Genomic DNA, 18095 nt, shown 5'->3' with positions numbered 1-18095 from the left:
CGAACTCAACGGACGACCACGCCAAACCCTCGACTGGCAGAATCCAGCCGAGGTACTCCACAAACACCTCGTTGCAACAGCCGCTTGAAACCGCCGCCCTCGGATACCGCGACTTCAAGGAAGCCGAGTCGATCACGCGGCCGGGTGGGGCCGGGCAGAGGTGAGGCCGGCCGCCGGTGGGGCCGGCCGCCGGTGGGGCCGGCCGCCGGTGAGGCCGGGCGGGGGTGGGGCCGGGCGGGGGTGGGGCCGGGCGGGGGTGAGGCCGGGTGGGGTGGTCGTACGGGGTGGGGCGCTAGGGTCGGGGGATGGCGCGACGGGTGGTGGTGGCATTACTCGGGCCGGTGCACTGGTCGCCGCCCGGTGTCGACCCGGCGGCATGGCGAGCGGCACTCGCGGAAGACGTCATCGACCTGCTCGCCACGCTCAACGAGGTGGAGGTCGCCGTCGCGGTGACCCCGGTCGACCGGGCTCTGGCCGATGCGCTGGTGTGGCCCGGCACGGCAGTGTACGAGGTGGCCGAGCCGACGCCGAACGCTGTCTTCGCCGCGCTTGAGGGGTACGACCAGGCGGCCGTGCTTGTCGGTGACGTACCTGACCTGCCTGCCCTGACCGTCGGCAAGCTGCTCCGCCCGCTCACCACCCGGCCGGTCGCGGTGGCTCCGGTCGAGGGCGGCGGCCCTGGTCTGCTCGGGGTGGCGGTACGACTGCCCGCGCCGGGCTGGCTACCCACACTGCACCTGGACACGGCGACGCCTGTTGACGCGCGTGCCGATGCCCCGCGCCCGGGTGACGTGGCTGTCACCGCCGGCTGGCGGCGACTGCGCGGCCCGGCGGACCTGGCCACGCTGGACCCGGCCTTCGAGGGTTGGGACGCGACCCGCGCCCTTCTCTCCGGGGCGGGTCGGCCTGCCTGAACCGTGGCAGGGTGCGATCAGCAGGCAGCCCTGCGACGGGCCGCCGCCCAAGATCGCGCTCGATCCTTGATGTAGTGGTTTCCCACGCCCCGGACACCACTACAACCAGGTTCGAGCACGATCTTGGCGTGAGGCGGGCGGGGCGAACGCGTACCGGGGTGCCCGTTGTCGATCATTCGGGCACCCCGGTACGACGGGCCACGCGCGGACGTCAGGACTTGGCGTCGCCCTCGCCCTCGGTCCCATCCGAGGGATCCGACTGACCCGACTGACCCGACTGGCCGGGGGCCTGCTCCTGCACACCGCCGGGGGCGGTGAAGTCGAAGCTGTCCAGTTCGCTGAGGTCCACGTCGTTCATCGCGAAGGCGACCGGGTCGGCGAAGTCGTCGTCCGACGGGAGCAGGTCCGGGTGGCCCCAGACGGCGTCTCGGCCTTCGATGCCACGGTGCTGGGTGAGTGCGGCCCAGAGCGCCGCGGCCTCGCGCAGCCGGCGGGGGCGCAGCTCCAGGCCGACGAGCGCGGCGAAGGTCTGCTCGGCGGGCCCGCCGGCGGCCCGGCGACGGCGGAACGCCTCGCCAAGCCGGACGACGTTGGGCAGCCGGTCGCTGGCGGCGCTGTCCACGACGTGGCACACCCAGCCCTCGACCAGGGCCAGTGCGGTCTCCAGTCGAGCCAGCGAAGCCTTCTGCGCCGGGGTGTCCTCCGGAGTGAAGATGCCCTCCAGGGCGATCGCCTGCATCGACTCGGGGTCGGTCGGGTCTACCCGACCCATGGCCTCCTCGATCGCCTCCCGGTTGACGCGGATGCCGGAGGCGTACATCTCGACCGCGCTCAACACGTGCCCGCGCAACCACGGGACGTGCTGGAACAGCCGCTGGTGGGCGGCCTCGCGCAGCGCCACGTAGAGGCGGACCTCGTCCTCGGGGAGTTCCAGGCCCTCGCCGTACGCCCGGATGTTTGCCGGGATCAGCGCGGCCGTGCCGGCCGGGCCGAGCGGCAGCCCGATGTCGCCGGCGGAGAGCACCTCCGCGGCGAGCGACCCGAGGGCCTGGCCGAGCTGACCGCCGAAGAGCGCGCCACCGAGCGAGGTCACCATCGACTGCATCGGGCCGAGCTGGGCGCGGGCCTCGGGTGGCACCAGGTCGCCCATCGCGCCGACCATCCGGCTGGCAACCGGGTCGCAGAGCTTGCGCCACACGTCGAGCGTCTTGAAGATCCACTCATTGCGGTTCCAGGCAACCGGGTTCTGGATGCCGGTGGGCCACGCCGAGGCGGGCTCCAACCACAGGTCGGCGAGGCGTAGCGCCTCCTCGACCGCGTTGCGCTCGTACATCGACACCGCCGGGTCACCGGCGGCCGCGAGTTGGCTGGCTGCTACCTGCCGGGCCAGGTCCCAGTTGACCGGCCCGCTGCCCGGCGCGGAGAGCAGGTGCTGCAACTGCGACATGAACTGCTGCATCTGCGCGGGATCGTTGGGGTCTGGTGGCTGCCCACCCGGGAGCGCGAAACCGAACGGAATATCAGGCACGACACCTACGGTACGCGGACCGCGCCCCAGGTCGCCGCCGCTGGCGTTGCGCTGAGGGCGAAGTCGCGCGGCGCATCCGGCGGGTGGCCCGCGCCCGGTCGGTACGCTCTGCGGCATGAGACGTCGTGGCCTGACGGTCCTGCTCGGTGCCCTGTTCACCGCCCTGTTGAGCATCGGGGTCCTCCGGGTGCCGATTCCGTACGTGGTGCTGGGCCCGGGGCCGACGGTCAACACCCTCGGTACGGAGGACGGCAAGGAGGTCATCCAGGTCTCCGGTCGGGAGACCTCGACCTCGGCCGGCCAGTTGCGGCTGACGACGGTGGGCGTGCAGCCCACGGTGCGGTTGCGGGGGGCGATCGCGGGCTGGTTCTCCGACGACGAGGCGGTGGTGCCGCGTGAGCTGGTCTACCCGCCGGGGGAGTCGACGGAGCAGGTCGAGCAGCGCAACGCCGAGGACTTCAAGGCGTCGCAGACGAGCGCGGAGACCGCCGCGCTGCGGGAGCTGGGCTTTCCGGTGCAGGTGGTGGTCAAGACGGTGGCCGGGGACGGCCCGGCGGTCGGTGCGCTGAAGACCGGCGATCTGATCACCTCGGTCGACGGCCAGCCGGTGCCGATCGCCGCGAAGGTCACCGAGCTGGTCCGGGCCAAGCCGGCGGGCACGGCGTTGACGATCGGTTACACCCGCGACGGCGTGCCGGCCACCGCGACGGTGACAAGTCAGGAGAAGGACGGTCGGCCGCGCATCGGTGTCGAGATCGATCAGCAGCAGCCGCACCCGTTCACGCTCGGCATCGACCTGGGTGACATCGGTGGTCCGAGCGCCGGTCTGATGTTCGCCCTGGGGATCGTGGACAAGCTGACCCCGGCCGACCTCACCGGCGGCCAGATCATCGCCGGCACCGGCACCATCGACGACGAGGGCGCTGTCGGCCCGATCGGCGGGATCGCCCAGAAGCTTGTCGGCGCCAAGCGCGCCGGGGCCAAGGTCTTCCTGGTGCCGGCGGACAACTGTGCCGAGGCGGTCCGCAATCCGCAGCCCGACCTGCCGTTGTTGCGGGTGGGTTCGTTGGACGAGGCGATGACCGCTCTGGAGACGTTGCGCTCGGGCGGTCAGCCGACGCGTTGCTGACCGATGTGACCGTGCCCCGCCACGCTCAGGAACACCCCGTACTCTGGGTGCCTGGTCGGAGCTGATCATATCGAGCGTGCGGAGCCAACAGTGGTCATGCGTAGCAGCAGCCCCCTCCCGAGGATGAGCCGGCGCGGGCGCGTCACCATCGCTGTCCTGGTCGGGGTGTTCGTGCTCTTCACCCTGCTCGGCTGGGGTGTCCAGGCGTGGACCGACTGGCTCTGGTTCGACGAGGTCCGTTACACCGAGGTCTTCACCGGTGTCCTGCTCACCCGGTTGGTGCTCTTCCTCGCCATCGGCCTCGGCATGGCGGTGATCGTCGGTGGCAACCTGTGGCTGGCCTACCGGTTGCGCCCGCGGCTGCGTCCGCACTCGGTGGAGCAGGCGACGCTTGAGCGCTACCGGATGGTGCTCACACCGCGTCTCGGCACCTGGATCGCGCTGACCGCCGCGGTGGTCGGGCTCTTCGCGGGCCTCTCCGCGCAGAACCGGTGGAACCAGTGGCTGCTCTTCCGCAACGGCGGTGACTTCGGCATCAAGGACCCGGAGTTCGGGGTCGACATCGGCTTCTACGTCTTCCAGTTGCCGTTCTGGCGTTACCTGCTCGGGGTCGCCTTCACCGCCGTGGTGCTTGCCGTGATCGGGGCGCTTGCGGTGCACTACCTGTTCGGTGGTGTCCGCCTCCAGGGCGTCGGCGACCGGATGAGCAACGCGGCCCGCGCGCACCTGAGCACCCTGGTCGCGGTCTTCGTGCTGTTGAAGGCGATCGCGTACGTGTTGGACCGGCGGGCGATGCTGCTGGAGTACAACGAGGGCGCCAAGTTGTACGGCGCCGGCTATGCCGACGTCAACGCGTTGCTGCCGGCGAAGGAGATCCTCGCCTACATCTCGATCGTGGTGGCGATCGCGATCCTCGTGTTCTCCAACGCCTGGATGCGGAACCTGGTCTGGCCGGGGATCTCGCTGGCGCTGCTCGGTGTGTCCGCGGTGGCCATCGGCGGCATCTACCCCTGGGCGGTGCAGACCTTCGAGGTCAAGCCGAGCGCCAAGGACAAGGAAGCGCCGTACATCCAGCGCAGCATCGACGCGACGCGGGCGGCGTTCGGGTTGGGGGCCACCGAGACGACCCCGTACGCGGCGAGCAACCTCACCCCACCGGGCAACCTGGCCACCGACACGTCCGTGGTGTCGAACGTGCGGCTGCTCGACCCGCAACTGGTCAGCGAGACGTACACCCAGCTCCAGCAGGTGCGTGGCTTCTACGACTTCGGCCCGAAGCTGGACATCGACAGGTACGGGGTGAACGGGAAGGTCTCCGACTACGTGGTCGGCGTCCGGGAGATCAACTACGGCGAGTTGACCGACCAGCAGAACACCTGGATCAACCGGCACACCGTCTACACCCACGGGTACGGGCTGGTGGCCGCCCCGGCCAATCAGGTGGTCTGCGGTGGGCAGCCCTTCTTCGTCTCTGGTTTCCTCGGTGAGAAGACCCAGGAGGCGTGCTCCTCGCAGACCGAGCAGATCCCGGCCAAGCAGCCGCGCATCTACTACGGCGAGCGGATGGCGGCCGACGACTACGCCATCGTCGGGCAGTCCGACCCGAACAAGAAGGCCGAGTTCGACAGGCCGGTCGGTGAGGGTGGCGGCGAGTCCTACACCTACACGGGTGAGGGCGGCGTGGAGATCGGCTCCTTCGCCCGACGACTGCTGTACGCCATCAAGGAGCAGGAGTCGAACTTCCTGCTCTCCGAGGCGGTCAACGAGGACTCCAAGCTGCTCTACGTGCGTAACCCGCGGGACCGGGTGGAGAAGGTCGCGCCGTTCCTGACGCTCGACGGCGACCCGTACCCGGCGGTGGTCGACGGTCGGGTGCAGTGGATCGTGGACGGCTACACCACGGCGGCGTCCTACCCGTACGCCGAGAGGGTCAACCTGCAGACCGAGACCACCGACGAGTTGACCAACCGGGGCACCTTCCAGCTGGCCCGGGAGGACGTCAACTACATGCGCAACTCGGTGAAGGCCACCGTCGACGCGTACGACGGCACGGTGAAGCTCTACGAGTACGACGACACCGACCCGGTGCTCAAGGCGTGGAACAAGGCGTTCGGCGGCGACCTGGTGTTGCCGAAGGCGGAGATCCCGGTCGAGCTGAACGAGCACCTGCGCTACCCGGCGGACATGTTCAAGGTGCAGCGCAACCTGCTCACCAAGTTCCACGTGACCAACCCGGGTGACTTCTACTCCGCTCAGGACTTCTGGCAGGTGCCGAACGTGCCGGACGCCCCGGACAGCGGTCAGAAGCAGCCTCCGTACTACCTCTTCACCCAGTTCCCGGGGCAGGAGAGCCCGCGGTTCCAGCTCACCTCGGCGGTCACCCCGAACGGCCGGCAGAACCTCGCCGCGCTGATCTCCGGGTCGTACGTCGACGGGAAGCCTCGGCTTGAGGTGCTGGAGTTGCCGGATCAGACCCGGATCTCCGGCCCGGTGCAGGTGCACCAGCAGATGACCAACAACGCCAACATCCGTCAGCAGCTCAACCTGCTCTCCAGCAACCAGGCGCAGGTGCAGTACGGCAACCTGCTCTCGTTGCCGTTCGCCGACGGGATGCTCTACGTCGAGCCGGTCTACGTGAAGAGCAACCAGCAGGACGCCTACCCGCTGTTGCAGAAGGTGCTGCTCTCGTACGGTGACGGTGGCTCCTTCGTGGCGCTCGCCGACAACATCAACGACGGCATCAAGCAGTTGGTCGAGCAGGGCAAGAAGGCCGGGCAGGGCACGTCGCCGCCTCCGACGACCGGGGGCAACCCGACGTCTCCGACGCCGACGCCCTCGGGCACGCCGTCGCCGACACCGACGGCGACCCCGAGCGCCGGCACCCCACCGCCGGCCGGTGACCTGGCCGCCGCCGCGGACCGGGTGCAGACCGCGATCACCGAGGTCCGGGCCGCGCAGACGTCCGGTGACTTCGAGCGGTACGGGCGTGCGCTGAAGGCGTTGGACGAGGCGCTCACCGCGTTCCAGCAGGCGCAGCAGGCCGCCGGTGCGCCCGGTGCCAGCCCGAGCGCTGGCGGCTGACCCGAGGCCGCACGGAGTTCCCCGCCGAGCCCCCGTCGTTCGGACCGCGTCAGGTCCGCACGGCGGGGGCTCTGCCGTGTCCTGATCTGTGGGTGTCTGTCACGTCACTGACAGCTCCGTCCCGCACCGCAACCGGCGACGCCGGTCCGCCGTCCTCATTGCGACGGGGTGGGAACGAGGGGGGTCAGCCGTGCGGGACGCACAGAGCTTCGACGACTTCTACCGCAGCACCGAGCGGCGGATGATGCGCTACGGCTACGCGGTCGCTGGCGACCGCAGCGAGGCGCAGGACCTGGTGCAGGAGGCGTACACCCGGGCCTGGCGGCAGTGGGGGCGACTGTCGTCGCACCCGGCGCCGGAGGCGTGGCTTCGACTGGTGGTGGCCCGGCTGGCGACCGACAGGTGGCGACGTCTGCACCGCTGGCGGGCCGTGCTGAGCCGTACCGGACCACCTGCGGTCGCACCCCCGCCGAGCGAGGACGGGGTGCTGCTGGTCGGGGCGCTGCGGCAGTTGCCCGCCACGCACCGGCAGGCGCTGGCCCTGCACTACCTCTTCGACATGTCCGTCGAGGAGATCGCCCGGGAGACCGACGTCCCGGTCGGCACCGTCAAGTCCTGGCTGTCCCGAGGCCGGTCCCGGCTGGCCGCACTGCTGCCCGACCTCTGCGTCGTGGAGTTGGAGGCGAACGATGTCAGCTGAACTCTCTGACCTGTACCGATCTCTCGGCACCGTCGCGGACGGCCACGAGCTGACCCGTCCCGAGTCGCTTCGGCGGTTCGCCGACCGGCGTGCCCGGGCCCGGCTCGCCGGCTCGACGCTCGCGGTGGCGCTGCTCGTGGCCGGGGTGGCCGTCGGCGGCCGACTGGCGTACCCGGCGGACGGCTCGGCGCCGCTGCCCCCGCCCGCGGACACACCGGGTCCGGCGCTGACCGGGGCGACTGCGACTGCGCGGCCGTCACCCACGCCGACCCCGGCGTCGACACCCTCGTCGACACCTTCGTCGCCGCCACCGTCGCGGACCACCCCGAGCGGTACGCCGTCGCAGCCGCCCAACGGCACGGCGGCACCCCGGCCGCCCACCTCGATCCCGGACCGCGCCTTCTTCGTGTTGGCGGCCCCGAACCGGACCGGGTTGGAATCGTGGGCGGAGGGCCCGGCGCTGCCCACGCTGTGCGGATCGCGCCTCCCCAGCGACTCGGCCATGGTTCAGCGCCGTGGCCGGTATCTGGCCTACAAGTCGCCGGAGGCGCCGACGGGGAACGTGCCGGACGGCAGCTACCGGCACACCATCACCATCTACCGGACGGGTCACGCCGACGACGCCCTGCGGGAGCTGCGGGAGGCCGTCCGCGGTTGCCCCGACCAGAAACTGCCGGACGACGGCAGGACGTGGCGACAGCGGCTGCTGCCCCCGGGGACGTACGGGGACGAGGCGGTGTTGTTCGAGATGCGGTCCCCGATGCCGGACGGGATGGGGGAGCCGGGCGCGGAGGAGGTGCGGTTGGTCCGGGCGGTCCGGGTCGGCGACGTGGTGACGGTGCTCTGGGAGCAGGGTTGGGAGCACACGGTGGCGGTGCGGTCCCGGGTCGATGCCGACAGTCGACGGGCGGTCGCGGCGATCGAGGCCTGGCTCGGCTGACGACGGCCCAGGTCGGAGGCGTGGGCCGTTGTCGGTATCGGAGTCGTTTTGCGGTGCCCCGGGTCGGTGCGCTACGGTTAGCGAGCCGACGCGGGGTGGAGCAGCTCGGTAGCTCGCTGGGCTCATAACCCAGAGGTCGCAGGTTCAAATCCTGTCCCCGCTACGAGAGAACCGTCAGTTCGAAGCCCGTCTCCGGGTCACCGGAGGCGGGCTTTCGACATGTCAGGGTGCTGAGTGCGGCGGTTGCCGACCCCGGCTGATCATCGCCGGGTGGAGTGGGCTAGTCTTAACGGGCCGACGCGGGGTGGAGCAGCTCGGTAGCTCGCTGGGCTCATAACCCAGAGGTCGCAGGTTCAAATCCTGTCCCCGCTACAACTGGAAGTGATGCGAGTCCGGCCCCCACGCTGTGGGGGCCGGACTTCTTGGTGCCGGTGCGCGCTGAGGGCCCCGAGAGGGCCGGCACCTCGTCGGCGCCGGCCCCCTGCGGCTGCTAGCGCAGGCCGAAGGCCCGGGTGACGGTCTGGGTGACGCCGCCGCCGTTGCGCTGCGTGGCGGTGACCCGGATCGACACGAACTCGGCCCGGTGCGGCGCGTTCAACGACGCCCGCCAGGTGCCCCTCTTCTCCCTCAGGTCCTGCCGCTGCCAGGTCGCCCCGTCGTCGTAGGAGACCTCCAACCGGAGTGACGACACGCCGTCCCGAGCCGCGGTGCTGCCCACCACGACTGGCGTGATCGCGACGTCGGTTCGGCGCTTCGTCCGACCCGCGAGGTCCACGTCCGTCCCGTAGTCCAACTGGACCAGCGGAATGGCCTGCACCTCCGTGCTGCCGCCGGAGACGAACCTCCACTCGGTGTGCGTGGCGGTCGAGTACGGGCTGAACTCGGGCTTGCCCACCGTCTCGACGACCAGCCGGTACGGCAGTTTCTCCGGCGACAGGTCGCCTGCGCCGACCTCGGGCCAGCCGTCGAAGCGGGTCAGCTGCTTGTCGCCCTGGTAGAAGGTGGCGACCTGCGACATGCTGGCCCCACCACTGTGTGCGGCACCCGCGTCGCCGAACCCCTGGATGTAGGCGCTCATGGCGGTCTCCCCACGGAACGGGATCTCGGTGCTGAGCAGCCGTGGCCGGGTGATGGGCCCGAAGAAACGGTCCTTCTGGACGCTGCCCGGCCGGTAGGCGATGGCCTCCGTGTTGGACCGCGCCCAGTCGACGACGTCGGCGTACTGCATCCACCTGATGCCGCCACCCGCCGAGACCCAGTCGGTACGCGGCCCCGGCGCGACCGGCTCGAACGGGAACGGGCGTGCCGCCGCGTACTCGTACGGCGGGAAGTCCATCCGGGTCTCGGTGGACTGCTTCCCCGGGGGCGGGGAGAAGGTGAGGTCGATCCGGGCGAGGTTGCCCGGGTCGGTCTTGGCGGACGGGTCCTTCGGCACCCCGCCCCGGTGGTAGTCCACCAGGTCGTACAGGTACTTCGCCCGGGGGTGGGCGACCACGACCAGTCGTACCGGGTTGCGCCCGGCAGAGGTGATCTTCTGGATCAGCGCTTCGCCCTCGTCCATGGTCACCGACGCCACCGGGATCGGGCCGGTCGTCACGGCGTCGGGGTTGCCGTACCAGTCGCTCTTGCGGCCCGCCCGGTCGTTGACCACCACGAGCATCGCGGCGCCGGCGGTGTGCGCCGCTGCCGCCTGATCCGCCGGGGTCACCGAGTCGTTGCCGCGGACCACCACGGCCCGGCCCCGGGCGGGGAGGCCCGCGTAGTCGCCGCTGCTGCCGCCGCCAGCGAAGACCGCGTCGAGCCGCGAGGTGCCCTCGGGCAGCGGCGGGGAACCGGGCTGCGCGAGCGGGTCGCTGAGCTGACGGCCGTGGTAGCTGATCGCCAACGGTGTCTGTGCGGCGCGGATGCGGGTGGTGAAGACGAAGCTGCCCTTCTTCACCGTGCCCCCGGTCGGCAACGCCCAGAGGCTGTCGTAGGCGGCACCCGGCCAGAAGGTCTCGCGCAGCGCGCTCCAGTCGGTGGGGGTCGGCTCGCTCGCGGTGAACGAGCGGTAGACGTCGAGCCTGCTGTTGACGACGGCGGTGGGCTGGGGTGTCGCCACCTTCACCTGGCGGGCCTTCGCGGCGTCGAGTTCCACCACCCGGTTTGTCGTCAGGTCGACCTCGGGAGCGGTGAGCATCGCGAGCCCGAGCGATCGGGGCCCGCGCAGACCCTGCACGTCCGCCGCGGTCACGATCGTGTAGGAGCCGGGCGCCAGGCGGGCGGTGAGCTTCCCGTCCGGTACCCACATGAAGGCGGAGCCGGTCTCGGCGTTGACGACCTCGACCTCGCCGCTCATCGGCCGGCCGGCGCGGTCCTTCAGGTGGATGGTGAGGTCGTACTTCTTGGACTCGACGGCGACCCCGACGGCGGTGTGCACCTGCCCGGCCGCGAAGCGGGCCGTGACCTGGTCGGAGTATCTGCCGGCGGGAAGGCCGGCCGGAGCCACCACGACGTCGACAGTCGCGCTCGCGCGGGCGGGCACCGTGACGCGGTCGGCGGTTGCCGTGAACGTCCGCGCGGGGGAGGTGCCGGAGTCGACCGAAAGCTCCAACGCGATCGGGCTGTCCGTCGTGTTGGTGTAGGTGATCGTCCGCTTGATCGGCTGAGGGGTGCTGCCCCAGCCGACGAGGCCCGCGTCGACCGACCCGGTCGCGAGGACCTGGTCCTGGTGGTAGGCGGCGGCGACGTTCAGTCGACCACTGCCGGCCTGGTAGGCGGTGTAGCCGGGGGTGCGGACGCTGGTGCCCATCAGCGCGTCCTTGATCTGCTGCGCACTCCAGGTCGGGTGCTTCTGCACCAGCAGGGCAGCCGCGCCGGCGACGTGCGGCGCCGCCATCGACGTGCCACTGTCGACGCGGTAGTAACCCTCGCCCCAGGGCATGTGCTGCGAGCGTGCCGCAAGCACGTCCACACCCGGAGCGGTCATGTCGGGCTTGAGGGCCTCGTCGTTCGTCCGGGGCCCGGCACTTGAGAAGTCCGCCAGGTGGTCGGAGGTGTCCACCGCGCCGATGGTCAGCGCGGCGTCCGCGGTGCCCGGCGCGCCGAGGGTGTACGGATCTGGTCCGCTGTTGCCGGCGGCGACGACGAAGAGCGCGCCGGTCTCGGCGGTCAGCTGGTTGACCGCCTGGCTCAACGGGTCGTCCTGGGTGTGCCACGCGCTCACGCCGAGGCTCATGTTGATCACCTTGGCGCGCTCGGCCCGCGCGGCCCACTCCATGCCCGCGATGATCCCCGAGATCGAGCCGCTGCCGTTCTCGTCGAGGACCTTGCCGATCACGAGGTCGGCGTCGGGGGCCACGCCCCGCTCCTTGCCGCCGGAGGCGGCGCCCGTCCCGGCCACGGTGGAGGCGGTGTGGGTGCCGTGCCCGTTCCGGTCGATCACGTCCTGGCCGGGGATGAAGCTCCGGGAGGCCACCACCCGGTCGGCGAGGTCCGGGTGGGTGGTGTCCACCCCGCTGTCCAGGACGGCCACCCGGACACCGTCGCCGGTGCCGCCTGCGGCCCACGCCGCGGGCGCGCCGACCTGGGCGGTGGTGTCGGCCAGGGTGGCCTTCGCCCTGCTGTCGAGCCACACCTTGTCCACGCCGGCCGCGAACGAGGGCACCGACGTGGCGCCGCTGCGGGCCGACGCCGTCTGGCGTGCGGTGAGGGCGGACCAGAAGTCCGCGGCCTGCGATCGGCGGGCACGGATCGCCTCGCCACGGACGGAGGGAAGCTCCAGCGTGGTCCGCGCGCCCGGCAGGGTGGTGCCGGTCCTGAGCTTCGCCGACCCGGTCGTACGGGTGACGATCAGGGGGAGCTCGGCGGTCCGCGCGTCGTCGTAGCCCTCGGCGACGAGCTTGGTGACGTCGAACAGCTGCTTGTCGAGTCGCCCGGTGGCGAGGTAGGGCATCGCCTCGTCCGGGTACACGTAGGTGTCCCGGCCCTCCGTCGAGATGCGCACGGAGCCGGTGGCGCCTGGCGCGCGCGTCACGTCCACCGAGGGGGTTGCGCCGTGCACGCCCGGGGTCACCGTCACCCGGTCGCCGGTGATCAGCGTGACCGTGACTGGCGTGCGGTCCGCGTTGCCGCTCGGCGCGGTCCCGGCCGGCGGCGGTGGGGGCGGTGGGGCGCCGTGCGCCGCCGTGGGGGTGAGGAGAGCGGCGACGAGTGTGACGCCTACCGCTGCCGCCGCAGATCTTCGGGTGCGCGAGATCCGCGGACTGTCTACAGAGTTCACCATGAGGCGAATCCGATCACCTCAAGAGATTCATGTAAAGATCATCATTTTTGCCGGGGCGTTGCGAGCGCGTTGCGCATCGGCCGGGACGTTCCGCACGATCCGGTCCCGTGAATCGTCGCGGAACCGACGTGCCGAGGTTGCGCCCTTCGGCGAGGATGGGCACATGTCTTCATTCGGTAAGTGGTGGGGCCGCCTGAGCGCGGTCTTCGGTGCGGTCGTCCTCGCGGTCTTCGTGCCCGTCGCGGCCTGGGCGTCCACGGGCACCGGCGAGATCGTGGTGGAGGCCGCCCGGCGGCGGGGCCGCGGCGGCTTCGGGGTGCTCCCGCTGCTCTGCTGCCTGGTCGTGGTCGCGATCATCGTGTTCCTGGTGCTGCGTCTCATGCGCAACCGCCGAGGTGGCCCGCCGCGCTGACCGAGGCGCGGAGACGCCGGAGGTCACCAGCGGCCGGCTCCGGGCTGGTCGCCGGTGCTCACCGCCGCCAGGGCCGCGATGGCCTGGGACAGGAAGCGAGCGGTGGCCTCGCGGGTCCCGTCGCGCCGGACGCGGATCCGCTCGGCGGCGGCGACCAGCAGGCTGCGTACCTTGGCGTGCCCCTGGGGCGGCGGCGCCGGCGCCGGCCCGAGCAGGTCGGCGATGCTGGCGCCGAACGCGGCGGCGCGTCGCTGGGCCGAGTCGGTGATGCTGCCCTCGGCGTAGCGGCGGACCGCCGAGCTGGCGTTCAGGCCACGCTCGTGACCGAGGACGGTGCCGACCTCGCCGTTGGTGGTCAGGAAGTTGATGACGTCGGCGACCACGTCCGGGTGACGGGTGCCCCGGAACGCCGCCCAGTACATCGACGCGCGGGCCCACTGCGCCGCCGGGGGGCCGGGAAAGCCGACGATGCCCAACTCGGACTCGGTGAGTCGTTGCAGCTCCGGTAGTTGGTGCGACCAGGCGAAGGAGGCGGCGGTCGCCCCGTTCACCACAAGTTGCCGGGCCGGCTCGCCGCTGTCGGCCTGCTCGACAAGGGCCGCGCTCGGCGTGGCCCGCCCCCGGCGGGCCCGCTGCCACAGCTCGAACCACGCGATCAGCTCGTCCGCGCCGAAGCCGAGCTGGTTGCCTCGGTAGAACTCGCCGCCCTGCGACCGCAACCAGAGCCAGAGCGCCCGGTAGTCACCCGACCCGTCCATGGTGCCGGCCACCCGGCCGTCGCTGGCCTCGGTGACCTGCGTGGCCCAGGAGACGTAGTCGGGCCAGGTCATCCCGGCGCGCGGCTCCGGCATCTGCAGCTCCCGCAGCAGGTCCCGGTTGAACACCACGACGGCGTGCGTCTGCCCGGCGGCCACCGCCATCGTCCGCCCCTCCACCGTGCCGTAGCGGATCAGACCCTCCGGCAGGCCCTGCAGGTCCAGGTGGCGGTCGGTGAGGTCGAGGATGACCTGACGTTTGGTGTACTCGGTGAGCATGGCGTCGTCGATCTGGATCAGGTCCGGTACGTTCCCGCCGCCCGCCTGGGTGGCCAGCCGGTCGTAGTAACCGTCGGCGCCCTGCCAGGTGACCCGGAAGGTGACCCGGGGGTTGCGGTCCGAGTAGAGCCGCAGCGCCTTCTCGGTGAGTTCGGCCCGCTTGGTGCCACCCCACCAGAAGACCGACAGCTCGACGGGCCCGTCCTCGGTCGAGGTGGTGGCGCCGTCGCTGCACCCCGCCAGCCCACCGGACGCGAGCAGAGGTACGCCGAGCAGCGCGCTGAGCAGTCTGCGCCGGCCCGGGTCGGCGCCGAGGCGGTCGAGCGGGGGGCGAACAACGGGCACGGGGCTCTCCTGCACCTACGGGGGCGGCGGTCGGACCATTCACGCAGGCAGCGCACGAAGGTGTCAACGTCCGTCCGGTCACCCTCGGCTGGGTGGTCGAATCAGGCCCTCCCGATGTCGCGTGGTGTACTAGGGCGCGTGGAACTTCTGCACTCCGGCAAGGTTCGGGACGTCTACGCCGACGGCGACGATCTGATCCTGGTGGCCTCGGACCGCATCTCGATCTACGACGTGCCGCTGCCGACACCGATCCCGGACAAGGGCCGCCTGCTCACCGCGCTGTCGCTCTGGTGGTTCGAGCAGCTCGCCGACCTGGTGCCGAACCACGTCATCTCGGCCACCGACGTGCCCGCCGAGTTCGCCGGGCGGGCGATCCGCTGCCAGCGGCTGGACATGGTCCCGGTCGAGTGCGTCGCCCGCGGCTACCTGACCGGCGGCGGTCTGCGGGAGTACGAGCAGACCGGCTCGGTGTCCGGCGTACGTCTGCCGCGTGGGCTCGCCGAGGCGTCGATCCTGCCCGAGCCGATCTTCACGCCGTCGAGCAAGGCGCCAGCGGGTGAGCACGACGAGCCGATCACGTACGACGACGTGGTGGCCAAGGTGGGCGAGGCCACTGCCGAGCGACTGCGGCAGATCACCCTCGACATCTACCGGCGCGGCGCCGAACTGGCCGCCGACCGGGGCATCCTGATCGCCGACACCAAGATCGAGCTGGGCTGGGCGCCGGACGGCACCCTGGTCCTCGCCGACGAGCTGCTCACCTCCGACTCGTCGCGGTTCTGGCCGGCCGAGTCGTACCAGCCGGGCCGGGTGCAGTTCTCCTACGACAAGCAGTACGTGCGGGACTGGGCCACCGGCAGCGGCTGGAACAAGCAGCCCCCCGCTCCGGACGTGCCGGACGAGGTGATCGAGGCGACCCGGGCCCGCTACGTCGACGTCTACGAGAAGCTCACCGGCAACCGCTGGGAGTGACGGCTCACTCCACCCAGTCGAGGGTGCGCCGCACTGCCTTGCGCCAGTTGTGCAGCTCCCGGTCGCGCAGGTCCGGTGCCATCGTCGACTCCCACTGGGCGTCGGAGCGCCACTGCGCCCGCAGGGTGGCCAGGTCCGGCCAGAAGCCGACCGCCAGACCTGCCGCGTAGGCGGCGCCCAGGCAGGTGGTCTCGGTGATCCGGGACCGGACCACCGGCACGTCGAGGACGTCGGCGAGGAACTGCATGAGCAGACCGTTGGCGGTCATCCCGCCGTCCACCCGGAGCCGACGCAGCGCCACGTCGGAGTCGGCGTTCATGGCGTCGACCACCTCGCGGGTCTGCCACGCCGACGCCTCAAGCGCCGCCCGCGCCAGGTGCCCCTTGGTGATGTAGCCGGTCAGACCGGCGATCACGCCGCGCGCGTCGCTGCGCCAGTGCGGGGCGAACAGCCCGGAGAACGCCGGCACTACGTAGCAGCCGCCGTTGTCGTCCACCGTGCTGGCCAACTCCTCCACCTCGGCGGCCGTGGAGATCAGCCCGAGGTTGTCCCGCAGCCACTGCACGAGCGAGCCGGTGACGGCGATCGCGCCCTCCAGGGCGTACGCCGGTGGTTGGTCCTTGATCCAATAGGCGACCGTGGTGAGCAGGCCGTGGGTCGACGGGACCGGGGTGGCGCCGGTGTTGAGCAGCAGGAAGCTGCCGGTGCCGTAGGTGCACTTCGCCTCGCCCGGCTGGAAGCACGTCTGCCCGAACAGGGCGGCCTGCTGATCACCGAGCGCACTTGCCACCGGCACCCCGGCGAGCACCCCGCCGGCCATGCCGTACACCTCTGCGGAGCAGCGGATCTCCGGCAGCATCGCCGCCGGGACGCCCATCGCGTCGAGCAACTCCGGCGCCCAGTCCAGTGTCGTGAGGTCCATCAGCATGGTCCGGCTGGCGTTCGTCACGTCGGTGACGTGCTCGCCGGTCAGCTTCCAGACCAGCCAGCTGTCCATGGTGCCGAAGAGCACCTCGCCGCGCTCGGCGCGCTCGCGGAGGCCGTCGACCTCGTCAAGCAGCCAACGCAGCTTCGGCCCGGCGAAGTAGGTGGCCAGCGGCAGGCCCGTGCGGGCCCGGAACCGCTCCTCGCCGTACGCCGAGGCAAGCTCGCGCAGCAGCGGCCCGGTCCTGGTGTCCTGCCAGACGATGGCGTTGGCCACCGGGCGGCCGGTGGCCCGGTCCCAGACGACAGTGGTCTCCCGCTGGTTGGTGATGCCGACGGCGGCCAGGCCGGACGCGTCGGTGCCGGCGGCCCGCAGCGCCTCGGCGACCACCTGCTGGACGTTGTCCCAGATCTCCTCGGCGTCGTGCTCCACCCAACCCGGTCGGGGAAAGATCTGCCGGTGCTCGCGCTGGGCCACGGCGACGATGTCCCCGGCCCGGTCGAAGACGATGCAGCGCGAGGAGGTGGTGCCCTGGTCGATGGCGGCGACGTACTGGGGGGTCACCGCAGCACCGTACCCGGACGACAGCGCGGCGCGACAGGCGTCACTGCCGGTTCCGGCCCCGAGCCGTCGGCATCATGGGTTCCGGCCCGCAGCCGTCGGCGGCCGTCCGCTTCGCCTACCATGTGCGAACGTGCGCGACATCGCCGTTTTCAGTGGAACCGCCCATCCCGACCTGGCCGCCGAGATCTGCGCCCACCTGGGGGTGCCGCTGCATCCGGTGCGGGTCTCCCGGTTCGCGAACGACTGCCTGGAAGTCCAGTTGCAGGCCAACTGCCGGGAGCGGGACGTCTTCCTGATCCAGCCGCTGGTGCCGCCCGTACAGGAGCACCTGGTCGAGCTGCTGTTGATGATCGACGCCGCCCGGGGCGCCTCCGCCGGTCGGATCACGGTGGTGCTGCCGCACTACGCGTACGCCCGGTCGGACAAGAAGGACGCCCCCCGGATCTCGATCGGCGCCCGCCTCGTCGCCGACCTGCTCACCTCGGCCGGTGCGGACCGGGTGCTCGCGATGACCCTGCACTCGCCGCAGGTGCACGGCTTCTTCAGCGTCCCGGTGGACCACCTGCACGCGCTGCGGGAGTTGGCCACCCACTTCCGGCGCTACGACCTCAGCAACACCGTCGTGGTCTCGCCCGACCTGGGCAACGCCAAAGAGGCGGCGGCCTTCGCCCGGCTGCTCGGCACACCTGTCGCGGCCGGGGCGAAGCAGCGGTTCAGCGACGACCTCGTCAAGATCAGCGCGGTGATCGGCGAGGTGGCCGACCGGGACGTCATCGTGCTCGACGACGAGATCGCCAAGGGCAGCACGGTGGTCGAGCTGATGGAACACCTGCGCGGCCTGAAGGTCCGGTCGATCCGGCTCGCCTGCACGCACGGCCTCTTCTCCGGCGACGCGCTGCAGCGGCTCAGCGACCAGGACGGCGTCCTGGAGATCGTCTGCACCAACACGGTCCCCATCCCGGCCGCCAAGCGGGTACCCAAGTTGCAGGTCCTGTCGGTCGCCCCCGCCCTGGCCGAAGCGACACGCCGAATCCACAACGGAGAGTCCGTCTCCGCCCTCTTCGCCTAACCACCCCCCACCCCCGCCCCCGCCCCCCGCGCCCTGCCCCCTGCCTCGCTCCCCGCCCCTCCCGCGCCGATCTTGCAGTTTCGGTCGTCGAAGAACGTGGAATGCCCTTTACGTCGGGACAGCAAGTGCAAGATCTGTGAAGGTTGCTGTCAAGCGGTGGCTTCGAGGATGCGCCAGATTTGGCGGGCTATGTAGCGTTTGAGGCTGCGGGTGATCTC

12 protein-coding genes and 2 tRNA genes are annotated in these 18095 nt (G+C 71.2%); 10 read left to right on the top strand and 4 right to left on the bottom strand.

Features of this window, described 5'->3' with window-relative positions:
- Positions 1–305: 305 nt before the first annotated feature.
- Complete coding sequence (locus ACWER9_RS29965) at positions 306–914, top strand: hypothetical protein (protein WP_452304995.1); 609 nt, start codon at positions 306–308, stop codon at positions 912–914.
- A gap of 211 nt (positions 915–1125) precedes the next feature.
- On the opposite strand, the gene ACWER9_RS29960 is transcribed toward ACWER9_RS29965, so the two are convergent.
- On the bottom strand, positions 1126–2373 hold the full coding sequence (locus ACWER9_RS29960; protein ID WP_452304996.1) for a zinc-dependent metalloprotease: 1248 nt from the start codon (positions 2371–2373) through the stop codon (positions 1126–1128).
- A gap of 184 nt (positions 2374–2557) precedes the next feature.
- Between ACWER9_RS29960 and ACWER9_RS29955 the strand changes: the two genes are divergently transcribed.
- From ACWER9_RS29955 to ACWER9_RS29930, 6 genes are all read left to right on the top strand, one after another.
- A complete protein-coding gene (locus ACWER9_RS29955; protein WP_452304994.1) occupies positions 2558–3571 on the top strand; it encodes a YlbL family protein in 1014 nt (337 codons plus the stop codon).
- 96 nt (positions 3572–3667) lie between these two features.
- Positions 3668–6652, top strand: a complete 2985-nt coding sequence (locus tag ACWER9_RS29950; RefSeq protein ID WP_452304993.1) for a UPF0182 family membrane protein — start codon at positions 3668–3670, stop codon at positions 6650–6652.
- Positions 6653–6842: 190 nt separating this feature from the next.
- On the top strand, positions 6843–7352 hold the full coding sequence (locus ACWER9_RS29945) for an RNA polymerase sigma factor (protein WP_452304992.1): 510 nt from the start codon (positions 6843–6845) through the stop codon (positions 7350–7352).
- Positions 7342–8292: a hypothetical protein gene (locus ACWER9_RS29940; RefSeq protein WP_452304991.1), complete on the top strand. Its 951-nt coding sequence runs from the start codon at positions 7342–7344 to the stop codon at positions 8290–8292. The genes ACWER9_RS29945 and ACWER9_RS29940 overlap by 11 nt, the downstream gene beginning before the upstream one ends.
- Positions 8293–8381: 89 nt before the next feature.
- Positions 8382–8455 (top strand) — tRNA-Met (locus tag ACWER9_RS29935).
- 135 nt (positions 8456–8590) lie between these two features.
- Positions 8591–8664, top strand: a tRNA-Met gene (locus ACWER9_RS29930).
- A gap of 118 nt (positions 8665–8782) precedes the next feature.
- Here ACWER9_RS29930 and ACWER9_RS29925 read toward each other — a convergent pair.
- Positions 8783–12556 (bottom strand): S8 family serine peptidase, encoded by a 3774-nt coding sequence (locus ACWER9_RS29925; protein ID WP_452304990.1) that lies wholly within the window; start codon positions 12554–12556, stop codon positions 8783–8785.
- A 163-nt stretch (positions 12557–12719) separates the two neighbouring features.
- Between ACWER9_RS29925 and ACWER9_RS29920 the strand changes: the two genes are divergently transcribed.
- Positions 12720–12968, top strand: coding sequence for a hypothetical protein (locus ACWER9_RS29920; protein WP_452304989.1), 249 nt, complete (start codon positions 12720–12722; stop codon positions 12966–12968).
- Between the two features lie 23 nt (positions 12969–12991).
- Here ACWER9_RS29920 and ACWER9_RS29915 read toward each other — a convergent pair whose 3' ends face one another.
- The gene (locus tag ACWER9_RS29915; protein WP_452304988.1) at positions 12992–14347 is read right to left on the bottom strand and encodes an ABC transporter substrate-binding protein; all 1356 of its coding nucleotides are present in this window, start codon (positions 14345–14347) and stop codon (positions 12992–12994) included.
- Between the two features lie 138 nt (positions 14348–14485).
- Between ACWER9_RS29915 and ACWER9_RS29910 the strand changes: the two genes are divergently transcribed.
- On the top strand, positions 14486–15319 hold the full coding sequence (locus tag ACWER9_RS29910; RefSeq protein WP_452304987.1) for a phosphoribosylaminoimidazolesuccinocarboxamide synthase: 834 nt from the start codon (positions 14486–14488) through the stop codon (positions 15317–15319).
- A 4-nt stretch (positions 15320–15323) separates the two neighbouring features.
- Here ACWER9_RS29910 and glpK read toward each other — a convergent pair whose 3' ends face one another.
- Complete coding sequence (gene glpK / locus ACWER9_RS29905) at positions 15324–16808, bottom strand: glycerol kinase GlpK (RefSeq protein ID WP_452304986.1); 1485 nt, start codon at positions 16806–16808, stop codon at positions 15324–15326.
- Positions 16809–16938: 130 nt separating this feature from the next.
- On the opposite strand from glpK, the gene ACWER9_RS29900 reads away from it, so the two are divergent.
- Positions 16939–17877: a ribose-phosphate diphosphokinase gene (locus tag ACWER9_RS29900; protein WP_452304985.1), complete on the top strand. Its 939-nt coding sequence runs from the start codon at positions 16939–16941 to the stop codon at positions 17875–17877.
- Positions 17878–18095 lie beyond the last annotated feature (218 nt).

Source organism: Micromonospora sp. NPDC003944 (assembly GCF_053605225.1).
The sequence above is the reverse complement of the archived record's forward strand: the minus strand, read 5'-3'. Positions and strand labels throughout refer to the sequence as shown.

Excerpts from the sequence above, each read along its gene's own strand:
- ACWER9_RS29940 (WP_452304991.1), top strand. The coding sequence starts at position 7,342 with ATGTCAGCTGAACTCTCTGACCTGTACCGATCTCTCGGCACCGTCGCG.
- ACWER9_RS29955 (WP_452304994.1), top strand. The coding sequence starts at position 2,558 with ATGAGACGTCGTGGCCTGACGGTCCTGCTCGGTGCCCTGTTCACCGCC.
- ACWER9_RS29925 (WP_452304990.1), bottom strand. The coding sequence starts at position 12,556 with ATGGTGAACTCTGTAGACAGTCCGCGGATCTCGCGCACCCGAAGATCT.
- ACWER9_RS29960 (WP_452304996.1), bottom strand. The coding sequence starts at position 2,373 with ATGCAGCAGTTCATGTCGCAGTTGCAGCACCTGCTCTCCGCGCCGGGC.
- ACWER9_RS29950 (WP_452304993.1), top strand. The coding sequence starts at position 3,668 with ATGCGTAGCAGCAGCCCCCTCCCGAGGATGAGCCGGCGCGGGCGCGTC.
- ACWER9_RS29965 (WP_452304995.1), top strand. The coding sequence starts at position 306 with ATGGCGCGACGGGTGGTGGTGGCATTACTCGGGCCGGTGCACTGGTCG.
- ACWER9_RS29920 (WP_452304989.1), top strand. The coding sequence starts at position 12,720 with ATGTCTTCATTCGGTAAGTGGTGGGGCCGCCTGAGCGCGGTCTTCGGT.